General features: G+C 54.0%; 12 protein-coding genes. 8 read left to right on the forward strand and 4 right to left on the reverse strand.

Annotation, left to right across the window (positions count from 1 at the left end; all coding sequences use genetic code 11):
- Positions 1 to 54 precede the first annotated feature (54 nt).
- The 7 genes from rpsD (at position 55) to VF639_RS01245 (ending at position 8,573) form a co-directional block, all read left to right on the forward strand.
- Complete coding sequence (gene rpsD / locus VF639_RS01215; protein ID WP_331144052.1) at positions 55 to 660, forward strand: 30S ribosomal protein S4; 606 nt, start codon at positions 55 to 57, stop codon at positions 658 to 660.
- A 138-nt stretch (positions 661 to 798) separates the two neighbouring features.
- On the forward strand, positions 799 to 1,788 hold the full coding sequence (locus VF639_RS01220; RefSeq protein WP_331144053.1) for a DNA-directed RNA polymerase subunit alpha: 990 nt from the start codon (positions 799 to 801) through the stop codon (positions 1,786 to 1,788).
- Between the two features lie 174 nt (positions 1,789 to 1,962).
- Entirely contained in the window at positions 1,963 to 2,538 is a 576-nt protein-coding gene (rplQ, locus tag VF639_RS01225) for a 50S ribosomal protein L17 (protein ID WP_331144054.1), read from the forward strand.
- A gap of 234 nt (positions 2,539 to 2,772) precedes the next feature.
- A complete protein-coding gene (eno, locus tag VF639_RS01230) occupies positions 2,773 to 4,044 on the forward strand; it encodes a phosphopyruvate hydratase (protein WP_331144055.1) in 1,272 nt (423 codons plus the stop codon).
- A 197-nt stretch (positions 4,045 to 4,241) separates the two neighbouring features.
- Complete coding sequence (locus VF639_RS01235; protein WP_331144056.1) at positions 4,242 to 4,538, forward strand: FtsB family cell division protein; 297 nt, start codon at positions 4,242 to 4,244, stop codon at positions 4,536 to 4,538.
- 179 nt (positions 4,539 to 4,717) lie between these two features.
- Positions 4,718 to 7,933, forward strand: a complete 3,216-nt coding sequence (locus tag VF639_RS01240; protein ID WP_331144057.1) for a CARDB domain-containing protein — start codon at positions 4,718 to 4,720, stop codon at positions 7,931 to 7,933.
- Between the two features lie 172 nt (positions 7,934 to 8,105).
- Complete coding sequence (locus VF639_RS01245; protein WP_331144058.1) at positions 8,106 to 8,573, forward strand: hypothetical protein; 468 nt, start codon at positions 8,106 to 8,108, stop codon at positions 8,571 to 8,573.
- A gap of 74 nt (positions 8,574 to 8,647) precedes the next feature.
- On the opposite strand, the gene VF639_RS01250 is transcribed toward VF639_RS01245, so the two are convergent.
- The 4 genes from VF639_RS01250 to hscA all read right to left on the reverse strand — a co-directional run bounded on the left by VF639_RS01250 (position 8,648) and on the right by hscA (position 16,532).
- Positions 8,648 to 9,985: a RagB/SusD family nutrient uptake outer membrane protein gene (locus VF639_RS01250; RefSeq protein ID WP_331144059.1), complete on the reverse strand. Its 1,338-nt coding sequence runs from the start codon at positions 9,983 to 9,985 to the stop codon at positions 8,648 to 8,650.
- Positions 9,986 to 10,016: 31 nt separating this feature from the next.
- Positions 10,017 to 13,079: a SusC/RagA family TonB-linked outer membrane protein gene (locus VF639_RS01255; protein WP_331144060.1), complete on the reverse strand. Its 3,063-nt coding sequence runs from the start codon at positions 13,077 to 13,079 to the stop codon at positions 10,017 to 10,019.
- Positions 13,080 to 13,219: 140 nt separating this feature from the next.
- Entirely contained in the window at positions 13,220 to 14,428 is a 1,209-nt protein-coding gene (locus VF639_RS01260) for an anhydro-N-acetylmuramic acid kinase (RefSeq protein WP_331144061.1), read from the reverse strand.
- Positions 14,429 to 14,672: 244 nt separating this feature from the next.
- Entirely contained in the window at positions 14,673 to 16,532 is a 1,860-nt protein-coding gene (gene hscA, locus VF639_RS01265; RefSeq protein WP_331144062.1) for a Fe-S protein assembly chaperone HscA, read from the reverse strand.
- Positions 16,533 to 16,932: 400 nt separating this feature from the next.
- Here hscA and VF639_RS01270 point away from each other — a divergent pair, with 400 nt between their 5' ends.
- Positions 16,933 to 19,029: a DUF4331 family protein gene (locus VF639_RS01270; RefSeq protein WP_331144063.1), complete on the forward strand. Its 2,097-nt coding sequence runs from the start codon at positions 16,933 to 16,935 to the stop codon at positions 19,027 to 19,029.
- Positions 19,030 to 19,104 lie beyond the last annotated feature (75 nt).

Genomic DNA, 19,104 nt, shown 5'->3' on the forward strand with positions numbered 1-19,104 from the left:
TCTAAGAAGCCCGACACGCGCAGTTCAACCCCCTCAAAACTTCATAACCCCGAAATGGCACGTTATACAGGTCCAAAAACCAAGATTGCCCGTCGCTTTGGTGAGCCGATCTTTGGCCCAAGCAAGGCACTCACCAAGAAAGCGTATCCTCCCGGCCAGCACGGCCGTGGTCGTCGCAAAAAACAAAGCGAGTATGCTGTCCAGTTGATGGAGAAGCAGAAAGTTAAATATATGTACGGTGTGCTCGAGAAGCAATTCGAGAACTTGTTCCACAAAGCAGCTACGATGCCCGGTATCACCGGTGACAACCTGCTGGCTTTGCTGGAGTCGCGCCTCGACAACACTGTGTACCGTTTCGGCATTGCCACAACGCGTCGTGCTGCTCGTCAGTTGGTGTTGCACAAGCACGTTACTGTAAATGGTGAAATTGTGAACATTGCTTCTTACAAGCTCCGCGCTGGCGACATCGTGGCGGTACGTGAGAAGTCGAAGTCATTGGAAGCTATTACCACTAGCTTGAGCGCTCGTAATGCTCGCGCATTCTCGTGGTTGGAATGGGACGGCAAGGAAATGGCTGGTAAGTTCATCAGCGCTCCTTCACGTGAGTTGATTCCGGAGAAGATTACCGAGCAGCTTATTGTCGAGTTGTACTCGAAGTAATCTTAAAAGTAAGCCTGTTAGCGCAGGCTGCTTTCTTACTTCGACTTTCTTTAAATGGATTCAAGTATTGGGTAGTGGGTACTGAGAGCTTTCTCAATACTCAATACCCATTACTCAATACTAAAACCGCCCCAACTTATGTCAATCTTAGCTTTTCAAATGCCGGAGAAGGTAGTGATGGAGAAATCCGACGACTTCTACGGAACGTTTGAATTTAAACCGCTGGAGAAAGGCTACGGCGTCACGATCGGCAACGCGTTGCGCCGTATCCTGCTGTCGTCGCTGGAGGGCTACGCCATCACGTCGGTTCGCACCAGCAGCGTTCTGCACGAGTTCATGACCATTGAAGGTGTGATTGAGGACATGTCCGAAATCATCCTCAACCTGAAGCAAGTACGCTTCAAGAAGGTTAGTGATGCTATCGAGGACAAAATCACCGTACGCATCAAAGGCCAGGAGACGTTTACTGCTGGTGACATCAACAAGTTCACCAACGGTTTCGAAGTCCTGAATACGGACCTCGTAATCTGCCACATCGATCCTTCGGTGGAACTGGAGTTTGAGTTCTCTATTCAGAAAGGCCGTGGTTACGTGCCAGCTGAAGAGAACAAGCCAACCGACCAGGTATTCGGACAGATTGCCATCGATGCCATCTTCACACCTATCAAGAACGTGAAGTATAGCATCGAGAACACCCGCGTAGAACAGAAAACCGACTACGAGAAGCTCCTCATCGAGATTCATACCGACGGTTCTATTCATCCGGAAGAAGCGCTGAAAGGTGCTGCCAATATTTTGATCCAGCACTTCATGCTGTTCTCGGACAGCACCATGACCTTCGAAACGGCTAAAGCTGAAGAAGAGGAGACCGTGGATGAAGAAACGCTGCACATGCGTAAGGTTCTGAAGACGCCGCTGGCGGACATGGATCTGAGCGTACGTGCCTACAACTGCCTCAAGGCCGCCGACATCAAGACCCTTGGTGACTTGGTACAGTTGGATATGTCGGACATGATGAAGTTCCGCAACTTCGGTAAGAAGTCGCTGACCGAGCTGGAAAACCTCGTAGAGGAGAAAGGCTTGAACTTCGGCATGGACTTGAGCAAGTATAAGCTCGACGAAGAATAGATTGTATTGGTGCTCTTCCCGCTATGGCTCCGGCCTATGGGAAGAGCACCTTTTTTTGCCCACTCACTTTTTTCATTAGTGAGCCCAAGGGGCGACGGTTCTAATGAGGAGGCAACGTAACTAGCTTGCCTTCCGCCGTGGTCGTCGTTCGCAAGCCCACACTTTTCTTTTTTTATGCGTCACGGTAAAACCATTAACCACCTCGGCCGCACAGCTTCGCACCGCAATGCGATGCTGGCTAACATGGCTTCGTCTCTGATCATGCACAAGCGCGTGACAACTACAGTAGCTAAAGCCAAAGCTCTACGTCAATTCGTGGAGCCCCTACTCACTAAGGCTAAGAACGACACTACGCACTCGCGTCGTACGGTATTCTCGGTACTGGAGAACAAGGAAACCTTGAAAGAACTGTTCGGCGATGTAGCAGCTAAAATTGCTACTCGTCCGGGTGGTTATACTCGCATTATCAAACTAAGCGAGAGCCGTCTTGGCGATAACGCTGAGATGTGCGTTATCGAACTCGTGGACTACAACGAAACGCTGCTGGAAGCTAAATCAGCTGCTGAAGCGAAGACTACTACCACTCGTCGTTCGCGCGGCAAGAAGAAGGCTACGGCTGGCGAAGGCCAATCGTCGGCTGAAGTAGTAGCTGAAGCTCCTGTTGCTGCTGCTCCTGAAGATACTGCTACGGATACGCTGAAAGAAGGCGAAACCCGTGACGAGAAGAAGGACGATGAGTCGGCTTCATAGTCTGAGCATCTAGTATATGAATCGAAAGGGACGTGCCGGCTGGTACGTCCCTTTTTATTTGAGTGAAGTTTAATCAGCGTCGCCTTAAAAGGATTCAGGCAAAAGGTGCTGAAACAGGATAGGCTGTTTTCTGAATTCCTTACCTTGCCGCCACAAACAAAAGTGTTTTTGTCGAGCTGTAGTAGTTGCTCGTTTCGCGGTTACCCAACTTTTTCCAACCTCATTCTTTCCATTATGAGCATCATCACCGCCATTCATGCCCGTCAGATTTTTGATTCGCGCGGCAACCCGACCGTAGAAGTGGACGTGACCACCGACAGTGGTACGGTAGGCCGGGCGGCCGTTCCTTCGGGTGCCAGCACCGGCAAGCACGAAGCCGTAGAGTTGCGCGACGACGATAAGAGCATGTACATGGGCAAAGGCGTGCTCAAAGCAGTTGAGAACGTGAACAGCCAGATTGCCGAAGAGCTGATTGGTTTTTCGGTATTCGAGCAAGGTTTGCTCGATAAGATTATGCTGGAACTGGATGGCACACCCAACAAGGCTAACCTTGGTGCTAATGCCATCTTGGGTGCTTCATTGGCAATTGCCCGTGCTGCTGCACAAGAGGCCGGTATGCCGCTCTACCGCTATGTGGGTGGGGTAGGGGCTACCACGCTGCCCGTACCCATGATGAACATCTTGAACGGTGGTTCGCACGCCGACAACTCTATCGACTTCCAGGAGTTCATGATTATGCCAGTAGGCGCATCTTCGTTTTCGGAGGCGCTTCGTTGGGGTACCGAAATTTTCCACCACCTGAAGAACGTACTCAAGAAGCAAGGCTTCAGCACGAACGTAGGCGATGAGGGGGGCTTTGCCCCAAACATCAAATCCAACGAAGACGCCATCAAGATTGTACTTCAGGCCATAGAAGTGGCTGGTTACCGTCCTGGTGAAGATGTGATGATTGCTATGGATGCTGCCGTATCGGAGTTCTACGAGGATGGCGTGTACCACTTCAAGAAAAGCACTGGCGACAAGCTGACCTCTTCGGAGATGGTAGCTTACTGGACCGACTGGACCAAGAAATACCCGATCATCAGCTTGGAAGATGGTATGGACGAGGACGACTGGGCTGGTTGGAAGGCGCTGACGGACAGCGTTGGCTCTACTACGCAGCTGGTAGGCGATGATTTGTTTGTGACCAATGTAACTCGGTTGCAGCGTGGTATTGACGAGAAAATTGCCAATGCTATCCTGATTAAAGTGAACCAGATTGGTACGCTCACCGAAACCATTGACGCTATTAACCTAGGCCGCCGCAACGGCTATAAGAGCATCATGAGCCACCGTTCAGGCGAAACTGAGGACAACACTATTGCCGACCTGGCAGTAGCATTGAACACCGGTCAAATTAAGACGGGTTCGGCTTCGCGTTCTGACCGCATGGCGAAGTACAACCAATTGCTCCGTATTGAGGAGGAACTAGGAGAGGTAGCATACTTCCCTGGTCGCAAAATGTAACGTTAGACAGTAGCTTAGGCTGCTCTGTATTAAAACGGTCCTGTTGCTTGAAGGCAACAGGACCGTTTTTGTTTCGTTTACACTATATGGTGTGGTAGGTAAAGAGGTAGATGACCGGAGAATAAAAGAATGCCGCTATCTTTTAAATCTACCATAATTGATTCTATATTTGAAAGTTGATTAGCAGTAGTACAAACATGCGCATTCCTGGTTTTTTACGCAGCTTTTACTTTTATGTAGGTGTAAGCTTCCTGGTGTGGATGCTGGTGTTTGATGCGAACGACTTCGCAAAACAATATGATATGTATGCTAAGCTGCACGAATTGCAGGCCGAGCGTAATTATTATCTAGAAAATATTGAGACAGTAAAAAAAGAGCGGGCAGAGCTGCTGAGTAGCCCAGAGCTACTGGAAAAGTTTGCCCGAGAACGATATATTATGAAACGCCCTAGTGAAGACGTATTTATTCTGGTGCCTCACCAAGAGGGAAAATAGCTTTTTGCGCCTTCAGGCGTTTTTTACTTACATTTTCTTTTTGCCAGCCCGCTCCTAGTCAGGAGCGTAGGGTTGGCTTTTTCTTTTTTATCCTTTCTCATTATTGTATGGCCCAACTCTACCTTTTGCTTAAACGACGACTATTCTCGTTGTTTGGAAGCTTGTTACTGCCCTTAGTTTTGGCGTTTCCTGCCACGGCCCAGACCTATCTGCTACCTACTACAGGTTCAACCGCTCTCACTACTTGTAGTGGTACACTCTACGACGATGGCGGTGCTGGCGGCACGTATTCGGCGAACGTTGATGGTGCGGTGACATTGACGCCCGCTACGGCCGGCAACAAGATTCGCCTGGATTTTACCTCATTCAATATAGAGACTGGCTACGATCGGCTCTATATCTACGATGGCTCAAGTACGGCGGCTCCCCTTATTGGTACCTACGATTCGCAGACTCCGGGTACTGTGTATGCCACCACTAGTGCTGGCACCCTCACAGTGCGTTTTACTAGCGACTTCGTAGGACAGTATAGTGGTTTCTCGGCTACTATTGCCTGTGTGAACTCTGCTCCGCAGGCTGATTTAGCTATTCAGGGCGCATCTGCGCAGCCATTGGCCATTGTGCCCGGCAATACTTTATCAGTGAACTGCACGGTTTACAACCTTTCCGGGGCAACCGCGCAAAGTAGCAACGTGGGCTATTATTTGTCGTCGGATGCTACGTTGAGTGCCAACGATGTACTGCTGGGAAGCTCATTTGGTAGCGCACTAGGGGCCAATCAGTCGTCGTACCGCTCGGCTACGTTGCCGGTGCCAGCTTCTACGCCCACGGGCAACTACTATTTGCTGTTTGCCGCCGACTACTTGAACGTGGTGAATGAGAGCAATGAAAACAACAACATTGCCAGCATCTCGGTAAACGTGGTGCCCCCTAGTGTCGATCTGGTAATTCAGCAAAGCAACGTACTTACGCCCAACACGGCACCAGGCAATACACTTAACTTGTCGTGCACGATAGTGAATCAGGGTAATGCTACGGCTAACTTCAGCAGTGTTGGCTACTACATTTCCACGGATATTGCTCTTGATGCGAACGACCAGCTATTAACATCCTCGTTTGGTGGACAGCTAACACCTAGTTTCAACCAGTACCGCAGTGCTTCGGCCAACGTACCACCTGGTATTACACCTGGTAACTACTATATTTTATTTGCCGCCGATTATCAAAACGTTGTTAATGAGTCGAACGAAACCAACAACGTAGCTGCGGTATCAATTACAATATCGGCCCCAAGCATAGACCTTGTGGTACAGCAGGCCCAAATTAGTCAGGTCTCAGCAGTGCCGGGCGGTAGTGTCAGTGCAACAGCATTTACTTATAACCAAGGAAATACCACTTCCGGAAACAGCAGCACGGGGGTATACTTATCTACTGATGCCACGCTGAGCTCCAACGATCAGTTGTTGATAACTAACAGCGTGCCTCAGCTAACAACCAATCAGGGATACACCACTTATCCGCAGTTTACGCTGCCAAGCACAACTACGCCTGGTACCTACTACGTGCTGTTCGTTGCCGATAACTTGAATGTTGTAGCGGAGACCAACGAAACCAACAACGTTCGGAGCGTAATACTCACAGTTGTTGCTCCCGGAATAGACCTCGCCTTGTCGCAACCTAACCTTTCGCGTACTTCTGCCGGGGCAGGCGTCTCATTCAATGCCTATGTATCCATCAATAACCAGGGCAACTCAGCTGCTTCGAGCAGTAACGTTGGATACTACCTTTCTGCTGACAATGTGCTAAGTGCGAGTGATGTGCTGCTCGGGACAGCGAGCGGTGGATTTTTGGCCGCTAACGACTACAGCAGCCGCAGTGCTGTGCTTGGCATACCAGCTGGTACCACGCCCGGCAACTATTACATATTGTATGTAGCCGACCACACCGGATTGGTGAATGAAACCAACGAGAATAACAACGTGGTTGGGCTGGCGTTTGTCGTGACAGCACCTTTCAACGGTGTACTAGTGCCTTACTCCGGTACGGCTACCATTACTACGTGTAACACGACGGTATACGACCATGGCGGCACCAGCAATTATGATGATTATGCAAATGGCACTCTGGTCATCAACCCTGGCACGGCGGGTAGCAAAATTCAGCTTGTGTTCAACTCTTTTGCCGTTGAAACCTGCTGCGACCGTTTAACAATTTATGATGGTCCGAGTACTTCGTCGCCCATAATTGGTACTTTTGTCAACAATCCGGGCATTGTTACGGCCTCTAACAGCACTGGGGCACTCACTTTGCAGTTCAACACGGATGGCAGTGTAGTAAATACCGGCTTCGAAGCAGCCGTTTCGTGCGTAGTTCCGGCAGCGCTGCCTGACCTTGTTCCACTATCTTCTACCGGTAACCCAAGCTTTGCAAACGCGGGTAGTACGATAACGCTGGTTTCGTCAATTAGAAATCAAGGCAGCATTGCGGCTACTAGCAGCACTCTCGGCTTCTATCTATCGACCAATACTACCTTCGATGCCTCTGACCTGTTATTGGGCAACGTAACGGGCGGATCATTGGTACCGACTCAAACTGCGGTGCGTGGGGGGCAGTTTACTGTTCCTAATTCGGTGGTAACGGGTAACTACTATCTGCTGTATGTGGCTGATCCGCAGAACAGTGTTGCAGAAATCAGTGAAAACAACAACGTAACGTTTACGAATCTGTTTGTGTCGTCGCCGATGCTTCCTGACTTGGTGATTGCGCAGGCAGCCCTATCGAATAGCACCCTACTAGCAGGTAGCGCGACTGCTGCCAGCTGCTTACTGAACAATCAAGGCAATACAACAGCTCCACAGAGTGCTATCGGTTATTATCTCTCGACGGATGCTGTATTTGGTAGCAGTGATATTTTCCTGGGCAATTCTCAGGCCGGGCTGCTAGGGCCAAGTGCTTCGCAGCCATTGAGCACTTCGCTCCTTATTCCTGCCAATACAGCAGCGGGTACTTATTACATATTATTTGTGGCCGACCATGTGAACGATATTGCAGAAAGCAACGAGACCAACAACGTAGTTTCGCGCACACTGACGGTTGCTAACATTGTACAAGGCACGCGCGACGAGCAACTAACTGGCTTTGCATTAAGCGTGTTCCCCAATCCGGCGGCCGTTGGCAAGCATATCACGGTGCAACTGACGGGTACTGGCAACGGCAAAACTGCCGACCTGACGCTCTATGACGCCTTAGGCCGGCAGGTAATCCAGCAGCAGCTACTCCTCAACAGCCGCATGGCTCCTGCTACCTTCAACACGCAGCAGCTGAGCCCCGGCATCTACGTGCTACGCCTAACCGGAGCAGGCCTCAACGCCACAAGACGCATCGTGATTGAATAGCACAAGCGCGTAGTATTAAGGGCTTGCTTTCAGTATAGCCTGCGATAAGAAAGACGATAGTATCGGCGGTGGATAGTTGGTTTCGGAAGAACCAGCTAGCCACCGCTGATTTGCGTTGAAGGAACAGGCAGTAGGCTGGTGGAGTTATCCTTCGTATTCGTTTGTCTTGCTTATGACGCAGCTGAGCTTATTTCTTATCGGTATTCGTACGCGTTGGGTGGGGGCTTTGATTGGTTTGCTGTTGCTAAGCGCACCGTTGGGGGCCGCTCCACCCGCCCGCCGTCCCACGCAGATACAAGCGGCCCGGCAATTTTTGCTGGCAGTATTGCGCGGCGAGTTTGAGTTGGCACACCGCATGCTGGCACCCGAAGTAGGGTCGGTCCTGACGCCCGCCCGGTTTCGGGCAGTGGCCCAGCCGCTCTACGAGCAGGGCCAGCGCTATGGGCCGGCTATTGATTTGTATAAGCTAGGTTTCCGTCTTCGGGATGGGCAGCATCCACAAGCATTCGTGGCCTTCATGTTCAAAGCCGATACGTTGGCAGCCCGGCCCAAGGTGCAGCTTGATGTCACCTTTCGTGATTCCACCGCCCGGCAGGTATTGAGCTTCGGTTTACTACCATTAGCCGCACCAGTACGCTAAACTTGGCTAGCAACGGCATAAGAAAGCCCCGCTTCTCATTGAAGCGGGGCTTTCTTATGCCGTTGCTAGCCAAGCTATATGGCAGGATCAGCAGGCACGTTGGAGTTGTTGGTGCGTTCTTGCTGCGGATACGGGTAGAAATTACGGTTGCGCTCCGTTAGACTAGTTGGTGGGGCCGGCCGGCCGAAGCGGCGGCTGTCATCGAGGCGTAGGCCGCTTAAATAGAGTTCCGCACAGCGTTGCTTATATACCTCCAATAACAAAGCATCGACGGTTTGCAGGCCCGCATAAGCAGGCAGCGCAGCATAAACTCCCGATGGGTCTCCGGTCGTTTGCGTGCGCACAGCATTGATATCGGTAAGAGCAGCAGTGATGTTGGGTGTGGCCGCGCGCAAGTTAGCCTCGGCTCGGATCAGGCGCATCTCATCGGGGAGGTAAACCGGAATAGGACTATCTATTCTGTTAAAGAAGCCGGCCAACGTGCGGATGTTATCGGTGCTGCCATTGTTGGCGTCGGCTACTACCGGGCCGCTTAAATAGAAGGTTAAACGGCTGTCGTTGGTTTCAACTAAAGTTGAGGGCAGGCCAAACCGGTCGCGAGGACGAAAGTTGGTGCCTGCCAGCGCTGTAAATTGATAAACTGGATTGGGGTTTTGTGTTGAATATATAAAAGTTGATAGGCTTGTCAGGGATACTAGGTTAGCGGCAGTAAGAGCAGCGGCATAGTTACCAGCCATTAGGTTGAACCGTGCTCGGTAGGCCTGTACAGTGTTGGGTAAGTTGAAGGCAGTGCCAAGTACTTGCGTGTTGAACTCGGCCGATGGAGGTGTAGCAGCCAACTCCTGTGCGGCTTGGTCAAGTAGGCGGATAGCCTCTTGTAGTAATTGTTGGCGCGGGACGAAAGTAGGGGCCGTACCAGTAGTGAGCGGGCCTTGCTCGAAACCTAGTGCCATACCTGCCAAGGCTGCGGCCTTAAACAGATAGGCATGTGCAAGCACTCCACTCTGAGTGGCCGGATCGGCGGCTAGTACGGTGGGAGCCGCGCCAATGAGTCGGTCAGCAACGTAGAGTACGCGAGCGTTGCGGGCAAAAAGTGCCGATGTGTTGGCGTTGCTAGGAGAGAGTTGTCCGCCACCTTGCTCTAGTTCGGTGATATTGAAAAAGGTAGTAATGCCTTTCACCTCTCGGCTGGTAGTGCCGGTGGTAAGAATAATCGGTTCTAGCGCCGTAGTGGAATACAGCTGGCGTAGCCCCAAGCTTAGGGCCAGAATACCCTCACGGGTTTCCAAAGCCTGTTCCTCGGTAGCAGCGTTGGGGTTCGGCAAATCGAGCTTGCAGGCGGTAGGGCCTAACAGCAGGCTACTGAATAGCAGTGCGGCTAGGCAACGAAACCAAACGGATAGCGGATTCATATGAAACAAGAAGAAAGGTCGAGAGGAAAAATCAGAAGGATGCGTTAAAGCCCACCGATACCGAGCGGGGGATAGGTACTTCCACAAAATCGAAGCCGCGGACTGCATTGCTTTGCCCGGCGGCACTGACTTCCGGATCGTAGCCGCTGTAGTCGGTGATGACCCACAGGTTGCGGCCAGCTACTGAGAAGCGTAGGTCACGCAAACCCATGAACTTGGGGCGGAGCAGGTAGCTAATAGAAGCCTCTCGCAACTTAATAAATGAGCCGTCTTCAATCCAGCGGTCGAATGTATTGTAGGTAGCGGAACTGCTGCCCTTCGGAACATCGCCTCGCAACTCCGCTTCGTACTGCGCTAGCCCTCCGAAAATGTCACGCGAGCCGACGCGCTGCGTGAAATTGAAAACATCGAAATCCTGCTGCGTATCAAACTGCACCCTAAAAGTGAGGCGATTATCGAGCATGCTTACTTCGTTGATGAGCGAAGCCACGTAGCGCGGATTTGGATCACCGAGTACGCCATTCACTAAGTTGCCGGAGGGCTGCCCGTCGGCACCGCGTTGCGGAGTGTTGTCGGCGCCGAAAGTGCCCTGAATACCTCGTTCGCGTTGGGGTAGGCCTGTTGTAGTGAGCAGCAACGAGCCGTCGGGGTTACGGGCAGAATAGGTGCCGTAGTACGTGCCCAACGGCTTACCTTCCACAGCCGCAACCAAGCCAAACCCGTTCGGGAAAGTCACTAGGCCGTTGGGGATGTTGGTGATTACGTTTTTATTATGCGTGAACGTGCCTGTAACCGTCCAGCGCACGGTAGTTTTCTGCACAGGCGTTGCGCGTACCAACAGCTCCACGCCGCGGTTACGCATGTTGCCCACGTTGTCATAGCGGGTGCTAAAGCCTGAACTGAAGTTTAGGTCACGGTTCAGGAGCAGGTCTTGTACCCGCTTGTCGTAATACGAAAACTCGAAGCCGATCCGGTCGCTAAACAAACTAAGGTCGGTGCCTATTTCAAACTCTTTTTGCCGCTCTGGCTTCAGCGCGTTATTGCCTTGTAGTGGTGAGGTAACTAGGCCCGGCAGGGTACCCACCGTCACGGGGTCAAAGTTGGTGAACCGGTCGTAGGCGTTGATGGCGGTCAAATTACCAGCCTGACCGTAGGAAGCACGTAGCTTCAGTTGCGGCACTAGTTGCGCTAAGGTGCCCTCCCTCCAGAAGCTTTCCTCCGACAGCACGTACGACCCACTAACTTTAGGATAGTATTGCGTGCGGTTGGTGGCGCCGTAGACCGAAGCCGCATCTACCCGTAAGGCGCCTGTCAGGAATAGTCGGTTATAAAATCCTATTGTCTGCTGCACAAAGGCCCCTTTGATAGTGCGCTCCGTTCGATTATCTCCCACATAACGGGGCAGCTGTGCTACCAGCGTCCCACTTCCCGTAGTCTGTACCACGGGTGAGAGGCTAATACTTTGCTGCGCCGTACTGAAAGCTTGCTCGTATTGCAACGTGCCCCCTGCCGTGGTAGTGCTAGTCAGCCATTCCGTGACGTCACGCTTGTAGCTTAAAGTTAAGTCGTTATTGACGAGCAGGGCGGTGCGGTCGGCGCGCCGGGCCAGGCCAGTGCTGTAGGTAGGAGCGGTACTATTGGTCGGGATGAAGCCGGTGGCTATTTGTGTGCTAGCATCATAGCCTAGCACATAATCCACCGTAAAGCCAGCAAACGGTGTGAGATTAAGTTGGGCGTCGCCGATAAAGCGGGAAGTGCGCTGCCGGAAATTAAACCGATTGACGGCCTCTAACGGATTGGTACGCGCCACGTTGAGGGCCGTACTAGGATAGCGGCCAGTAGCGGGGTCGAAGCTTGGATCGATGTAGTTGTTAGCGAAAATGAAGCCTGTTAACGCTCCGTAAGCTTCGTTGATGCCCCCGTTGGGAACCTCACGGCTTTGGCTAAGCGAATAATTGGCGCCTATGCTTAGGCTGGCTTTGGAACTGAGCGTTTGCTGCAGCCGTAGCCGGCCTCCCCCGCGGTTAAAGTCGGTGTTTTCAACAATGCCCTGGTTGCGGAAATAATTGCCGGAGGCAAAATACTTAGTGCCTCCACTACCTCCTGTTACAGAAACGTAGTTATCGGTACCAACCGCAGTACGGAAAATTTCCTTTTGATAATCGTAGCGTTGTACCGGTACCTGCGTCAGGTCGGTGTTAACGTTAGTGTTGGTGAAGCGAAAAGGGTACTGGTTATAGTCGAGGGTTTTGCGAATTTGTGAGGTTAGGAACTGCGACGATACCGTTACTTGTGGGGCGCCTTCCTTGCCGCGCTTCGTGAAAATCTGGACCACGCCATTGGAAGCCCGGGAACCGTAGATGGCCGCCGCCGCGGCACCCTTGATCACCTCAATCCGCTCGATATCATTGGGGCTGATATCGACGAGGCGGTTCTGGGCATAGCCCCCCAGGTCCAGCAGCTGCGGCGAATCGTTGTTGATGATAACGCCGTCGATGATATAAAGCGGGTCGGAGGAACCGGCTACGGTGCTTGGGCCGCGCAGGCGCACCGAGATGCCGCCGGCCGGGTTGCCGGAGTTTTGGGTGATTTGAACCCCCGCGAACTTGCCTTGCAATGCCTGGTCGATTTGGGTAGGCACGGTAGTGCGCAATTCGTCGCCGCTGATGGTCGCAATGGTGTTGCCGAGCTGTTTTTTGCTGGTGGCCACCGAGGTGCCGGTTACTACCACATCGTTCAGGCGCACTAGGTCTTCAATCAGGGCAGCATCGGGTACCGTAACCGTGGCTTCGGCGCCGAGGGTTACGCTGCGCCGTTGCGGCCGGTAGCCCACCGAGCTAATTTCGAGCTGGTAGCTGCCGGGAGCCAGGCTGGCGACCAATTCATAGTTGCCTTCCACGTTGGAGCTGGCGCCCAGCACCGTGTTGAGCAGCCGCACGGTGGCCCCGGGTAGAGCGGCCGTGCTGGCATCTACCACGCGGCCCCGAATGGTGTAGCGGGTGTTTTGGCCTGTAGCAGGCAGCGCCAACTCCAACAGGAGCAACGCCACCAACCAGTGGCGCAACCGCCCAATAAGTAGGTAGGAAACAGGCATAGGTACAGGGTTTAGGTGTGGGGAAGTGGAAATGTAAGCTGAACAGTAAAGAAAAATGACTTGCTTTCGAACCTCAAATAGGTTGATAGCAAGTCACTAACATAAGGAAAAGAAGAGGTTTTACGCTTTTACGGTGCTGATTAGCCAGGCCACGAAATCTTGCCCATTGTCACGGCGGGCACTCGTTGCCGTCCGGCCCCAATGGAAATCGGCTGACCAACCACGGCTTCATTGGCCAATACGGCAAACAAAATAGCTTCCTTGGCGTCAGGCAGAATGCCAAGCGCCTCGGTGGTAGCAAAGCGGCAACCCGGCAGATGTCGCCGTAATGCCGCTTGTAGTGCCGGGTTGTGTGCGCCGCCACCGCTAGCATACACTGCCAGGCTCGGCTGGCTGCCAAAGGCCTGCATTACGGCCCGCGCCACGCCTGTGGCACTTAGCTCCGTTAGGGTAGCCAGCAGGTCTTCTAGCTTCAGATTTGAGGTGTCACTTTGCGTTTGCGCCTGGCGTAAGTACTCCGGGCCGAATAACTCGGGGCCGGTAGTTTTGGGCAGGGGAGCGGCAAAGAAAGGATGGTCGAGTAGGGCAGTAAGCAAGCCTTCGTGCAACTGACCAGCTGCCGCCAGGCGGCCATCTTCGTCGTAGGCTAAACCGGGGCGGTGGGCGCGTACGGTGGCATCGAGCAAGGTATTGCCGGGGCCAGTATCGGTGCTGAAGGCGGTGCTGGCATCCTGACCAGTGCGGGGCAGGTAGGTGAAGTTGGCAATTCCGCCGAGGTTCAGCAGCAGCCGCTCTTCCTCGGAGCTGCTAAGCAGCAGGTAGTCGCCGTAGGCGGCAAGTGGGGCGCCTTCGCCGCCGGCGGCCAGGTGCTTTTGGCGGAAGTCGCTTAGGGTAATGATGCCAGTTCGCACGGCTACATGGTCGCCGTCGCCGAGTTGTAAAGTGGCGTTTAGCGTGAAGTCGGGGCGCTGGTGCTGGTGTTGGGGCGCGTGGTATACGGTCTGGCCGTGGCTGGCTATTAGGTCCACGGCGGCGGGCTCGATTTGCCAACCGCGCAGGCAGGCTAGCACCATATCGGCGTGGAGCAGGCCTAGCCACGGGTTCAACAGCGTCAGGTACTCCAGACTTACTTGGTTGCCGGCAAATACCTGTCGGATGCGGTGGCGCACATCGTCGTCGTAGGGCACCGTTGCAAATTGCTCTAGCGTCAGCTGCGTGCCCGCGCCATGCCCTTGCAGTCGACACAGTGCCACATCCAACCCATCCAATGAGGTACCCGACATCAAGCCAATAATGCGGCGCGTTGGCTGCAAAGCAATTTGATAAAGCCGAGTGAGGTATTGATTCATGCGTTTTGTGCCGTTTACTACTGGCTTAGCAGCGAGAAAACAATTTATGTACTTTTTATTACTACAAGCAGTGCGTTTCTAACGCCGGTAACTCTATTGATGCTTAGGAAAGGTAGATAACAAAAGCGCCCTGCTAGCAACTAGCAGGGCGGTTTTGTAGATGAGTTGATTAATTTCTCGAAGCTTAGATGTGGTACAGCTTATCCAAGTGGCGCCTCATTGCAACTAAGCGTCTGGCTTTTAGCTAACCAATCTTTTTGCCCGTCATGGCTTGCTTGATGGATATATTCATTACACGCTCGGCGTAAGGGCTGGTAAGAGCCTCCAATTCGTCAACGGCTTTCAGAATGGTGTCCTTCTCTTTGGTTTCTAAAGCCTCACGCAGATTCTGAGTGGCAGCCGCGGTGAGGGTTATTTCGTCTTCTGTTAGATGCAAGTGGTTTTTCTCCACGAACCGTTCTACTTGGTACAGCATCTGCTCGGCCACCGTGCGGGCCTCGATTACCATGCGGGCCGTCACGTCTTCGCGGGCGAAGGTGAGCGAGTCCATGAGCATTTTCTCCACCTGCTCGTCGGTGAGGCCGTATTGGGGCTTGATTTCAACGGCTTGGCTGGTGCCTGAGCGCAGTTCTATGGCTTCCACCTTCAGGATGCCGTCGGCGTTCAAAATGAAGTTCACGTCCACCTTGGGTAGCCCGGCGGGCATGGCGGGGATGCCCCGCAAGTCGAATTCGGCCAGCTTGCGGTTTTCACTCACCAAGTCCCGCTCGCCCTGGTACACCGAAATCTTCAGGTTCACCTGGCCGTCCACGCTGGTAGTGTATTGGCGGCCGGCTTTGGTCGGGATTTTCGAGTTGCGGGCAATAATGGGGTCCATGAGGCCGCCTAGAGTTTCGATGCCTAGCGTAAGCGGCGTCACGTCGAGTAGCAGCACGTCGCGGCGGTTGCCACCTAGGATGTCGGCCTGAATAGCGGCACCCAAGGCCACTACCTCATCGGGGTTGAGTGAGTTGTTGGCGGGCTGCTGGAAAAACTCCGACACTGAATCGTAGACCAAGGGCACACGGGTGGAACCGCCTACCAGCAACACGGCGTCGAGGTCTTTCGGCGCGAGCTTGGCATCGGCCAGCGCCTGTCGGCACGAGGTGATGGTGCGTTGTACTAAAGGCCGGACCAGGTTGTCGAATTCCAGTTTGGTTAGGCGGAGTACCAGGCCGGCGAAGTTGGCCCCGAAATCTTCGTGCTGACTGAGGTACTTTTTAGCGGCTTCGGCCAGCAGGCGCAGCTCTTGTTGGAGCGGGACGTCGCCATTTAGCTGAGTGGCCAGCTGGTGCTGCGCGGTCCAGTGGTTGATAATGGCGCGGTCCAGGTCGTCGCCGCCGAGGTAAGTGTCGCCGTTGGTACTCAGTACTTCGAAGATGCCTTGCTGAATGCGCAGGATGCTTACATCGAAAGTGCCGCCGCCGAGGTCATACACGGCTACCGTCTTCTCTTCGTCGGGGCTCAAACCAATACCGTAGGCCAGCGCGGCGGCCGTGGGCTCGTTCACAATGCGCAGCACCTCCAGGCCCGCGAGGCGACCGGCGTCGCGGGTGGCTTGGCGCTGCGAGTCGTTGAAGTAGGCCGGGACCGTGATAACCGCTTTGTTGACCGGCGTTTTGAGGGCGTGTTCGGCGCGGGCCCGCAGCTCTTTCAGGATTTCCGCCGATAGCTCGATGGGAGAGTAGAACCGCTCGCCCACCCGAATCTTCACCAAGCCCTCCGAGTTGTCGTCAATCACCTTATAGCCGAGGTCGGAGGCGTGGCCGCCGAGGTCTTTGTAGCTCTTGCCTAGCAGGCGCTTCACCGAGTAAATCGTGTTCTGCGGGTCGGTAAGCAGGTAGTCCTTGGCTTCGGTGCCCACAATTGGCGTTTCGCCGCCAACCGGAAAGTGCACCACCGACGGAACGATGGTACCGCGGCCCTGATCATTGATGGCCAGCGGCTGCCGGGTATCGGGGTGAATGTAGGCTACCAGCGAGTTAGTGGTGCCTAAATCGATGCCGACGATGATTTCTTCCTGCTGTATACTTCCGGTGGAGAGGTTGATTGCAACTTTAGCCATGCGTGAAAAGGCAGAGCGCCGAAGCGCACTAAGTGGGCGAAACGAAAGCCAACGGCTACTTAACCGGCGGCCCGTGCGCAAGCGCAAAAATAGCGAAGAATTAGCGGGGCGCTGATTTTAAGGCTTACCGGCCAAATTGCATCAAACATTTATATATAAGTGGAGCTTAATCCAATCCGAGTACAGCCGCGCTTACGTATGGGTACCTAGATAGTATGTTTGAGTTTCCTGAGCTCAACTGTATTCGCTACTTTGCTCTTGCATACCGTGCTGTTTACCTGGCTTGTCTTTAGCCAGCCGCTCCGTTCGCCTCCTATTGCTACGTGTTGTATTGATTTTGAACCTACCGAATTTCTGGTGGGCTGGTTGCCTATTTTCTCATCTTTCCCCCTTATTTATCATGAAGAAAAGCCTTACCCGTCCTATTCTTCCGTTAGCACTAGCCGCCACAGCCGTGGCCGGCGTGCTGGTTTGGAGTGGACAAAACACCCACCTCGAAGCAAGTAGCCACCGCGAAGCCCCGCTCATCGCCGATGATCCGCTGGCCGACAACACCGACCTGTACGCTTTCCGCGACCCGGTCAATCCGGAGATGGTTAACATCATCGCCAACTACATTCCGCTGGAGCTGCCGCAGGGCGGCCCCAACTACAACACGTTCGGTGAAAACGTCCGCTACGAGATTCACATCAAGAACTCGGCAGCTAACCCAACCCGCGACGACATCACGTACCGCTTCACCTTCACGCGGACCAACCAAGACCCGACCACGTTCTTCAACATCCGGCTCGGGCAGCAAAACCTGAAGACCACCTACACCTGCGAGAAAAGCGTAGCGGGCGGGGCCTTCTCTACCATCGTAACCAATGGCATCGTGCCGCCGCCCAACATCGGGCCGCGCTCCATTGAAAGCGGTGCCGGACTTAACTCGCCCTACAATACGCTCATGGCCAACGCCATTCAAACGGCGGGCATGACCAAGGTTTTCTGCGGTCCTGTTGATGACCCGTTCTTCGTGGACCTGGGTGGCATCTTCGACCTGGGCGGTGTGCGCACGGCTAATGCCCGCGACGGCGTAGCCCGCAAGAACACTCACGCCATTGCGCTGCAAATCCCGATTTCTGAACTTCAGAAAGACGGCAAAACGGCTGCTATGACCACCAATATCCTGGACCCTGACTACGTAATTGGGGTGTGGGCTTCGGCTAGCCGCCCTGCTATGCGTACGCTCAACGTGGATGGCACGCAAACACACACCGGGAACTGGGTGCAGGTATCGCGCCTAGGTATGCCGCTTACCAACGAAGTAATTATCCCGATTGGCGGCAAGGATGGTTGGAACGCCCGCACACCCGGCGCCGAGCGGGCCTTGGACGACGACTACTTCACCAACCCTGAGTTAGGCCTCTACATGGCCGATAACGCGCCAGTAGCTCCGGCCGGACCTAAGCCTGCTGGCCAGACGTATTACGGTGAGGCCGTGCCTGGCTTGGCGGCCTTGCGCATTCAGTCCCGCTCGTTGCAGGGCTTCGACTTCCGCAACGGTGCCGATGGCGTATCGGGCCTGACGCCTGCCCAGCGCGTGGGTACCGTTTTTGCCGACCCAACCTTCGGCCCGTATTTGCTGCGTGCCGGCAAGCCGCGTTCGGTCGACATTCTGCCCATCTTCCATACGGGCGTGCCGAATCTGCCGCCTTACCAGTTGGCTACCGGCAAAGCAGGCAACCCGCTGGCCGCTGGCAAACCGTTCATCAACAACTTCCTGCCGGCTATTGGCGACATGCTGCGCCTGAACATGGCCGTGCCTACCACGCCGCGCAACTCGCCGGCCTTCAGCTCGGAAGGGTTGCTGGCGGCAGCTGTTGCTGGCCTGACGGTGGCTCCTTACAACACGAACAGCAACGTAGAATTCATTCCGAACATGGACGGCTTCCCGAACGGGCGCCGCTTGGAGGATGACGTAACGCGTATTGAGCTGCAAGCCGTGGGCGGTGCCGTACTGGCCGCCATTGGCCTGTGGTACGACGACTACACTGCCGGCGCTGCCAACCCCGTTACGCCGCAACTGCTTGGGGTAGTCGGTTTCCGCACGGGTATTGAAGCCAACGATACCACGTTCCGCGCCGCTTTCCCTTACCTGCAAACGCCTTGGGCCGGCACAACTGCGCAGCGCGTAGCGCTGTCGCAACGCTCGGCAACGGGTGGTTTGGGTTTGCAAGCCAGCGCGGTAGCTTCTATGCAGGCGTATCCTAACCCTGCTGTAGACCAAACCACGTTCCGCTACGAGGTAGGCGTGAAAAGCAACATCTCCCTGGTAATTACCGACATGACGGGCCGCCAGGTGGCTACGCTTATCAAGCCGAAAGAGCACAAAGTGGGCACCTACGAGTACACCTGGCGTTTACCGGCTTCGGTAGCGGCTGGCACGTACGTGGCCACATTCTACAGCGGCGCCACGGTACTACAATCACTGAAAGTGGTGCGTGAGGCACGCTAGTAAAATTATGAGCTTGTGAAATGGTGAGTTTGAAGTTCCACTTGCGCACCTTGCGTAAACTAGAACATCAGGCTC

The sequence above is a fragment of the Hymenobacter sp. genome, from assembly GCF_036387835.1.
Taxonomy (GTDB): domain Bacteria; phylum Bacteroidota; class Bacteroidia; order Cytophagales; family Hymenobacteraceae; genus Hymenobacter.

Bases quoted from the DNA above. Each gene is read 5' to 3' on its own strand.
- VF639_RS01220 (WP_331144053.1), top strand. From the start codon at position 799: ATGTCAATCTTAGCTTTTCAAATGCCGGAGAAGGTAGTGATGGAGAAA.
- VF639_RS01270 (WP_331144063.1), top strand. From the start codon at position 16,933: ATGAAGAAAAGCCTTACCCGTCCTATTCTTCCGTTAGCACTAGCCGCC.
- VF639_RS01245 (WP_331144058.1), top strand. From the start codon at position 8,106: ATGACGCAGCTGAGCTTATTTCTTATCGGTATTCGTACGCGTTGGGTG.
- rpsD (WP_331144052.1), top strand. From the start codon at position 55: ATGGCACGTTATACAGGTCCAAAAACCAAGATTGCCCGTCGCTTTGGT.
- VF639_RS01260 (WP_331144061.1), bottom strand. From the start codon at position 14,428: ATGAATCAATACCTCACTCGGCTTTATCAAATTGCTTTGCAGCCAACG.
- hscA (WP_331144062.1), bottom strand. From the start codon at position 16,532: ATGGCTAAAGTTGCAATCAACCTCTCCACCGGAAGTATACAGCAGGAA.
- eno (WP_331144055.1), top strand. From the start codon at position 2,773: ATGAGCATCATCACCGCCATTCATGCCCGTCAGATTTTTGATTCGCGC.
- VF639_RS01235 (WP_331144056.1), top strand. From the start codon at position 4,242: ATGCGCATTCCTGGTTTTTTACGCAGCTTTTACTTTTATGTAGGTGTA.
- VF639_RS01255 (WP_331144060.1), bottom strand. From the start codon at position 13,079: ATGCCTGTTTCCTACCTACTTATTGGGCGGTTGCGCCACTGGTTGGTG.
- VF639_RS01250 (WP_331144059.1), bottom strand. From the start codon at position 9,985: ATGAATCCGCTATCCGTTTGGTTTCGTTGCCTAGCCGCACTGCTATTC.
- rplQ (WP_331144054.1), top strand. From the start codon at position 1,963: ATGCGTCACGGTAAAACCATTAACCACCTCGGCCGCACAGCTTCGCAC.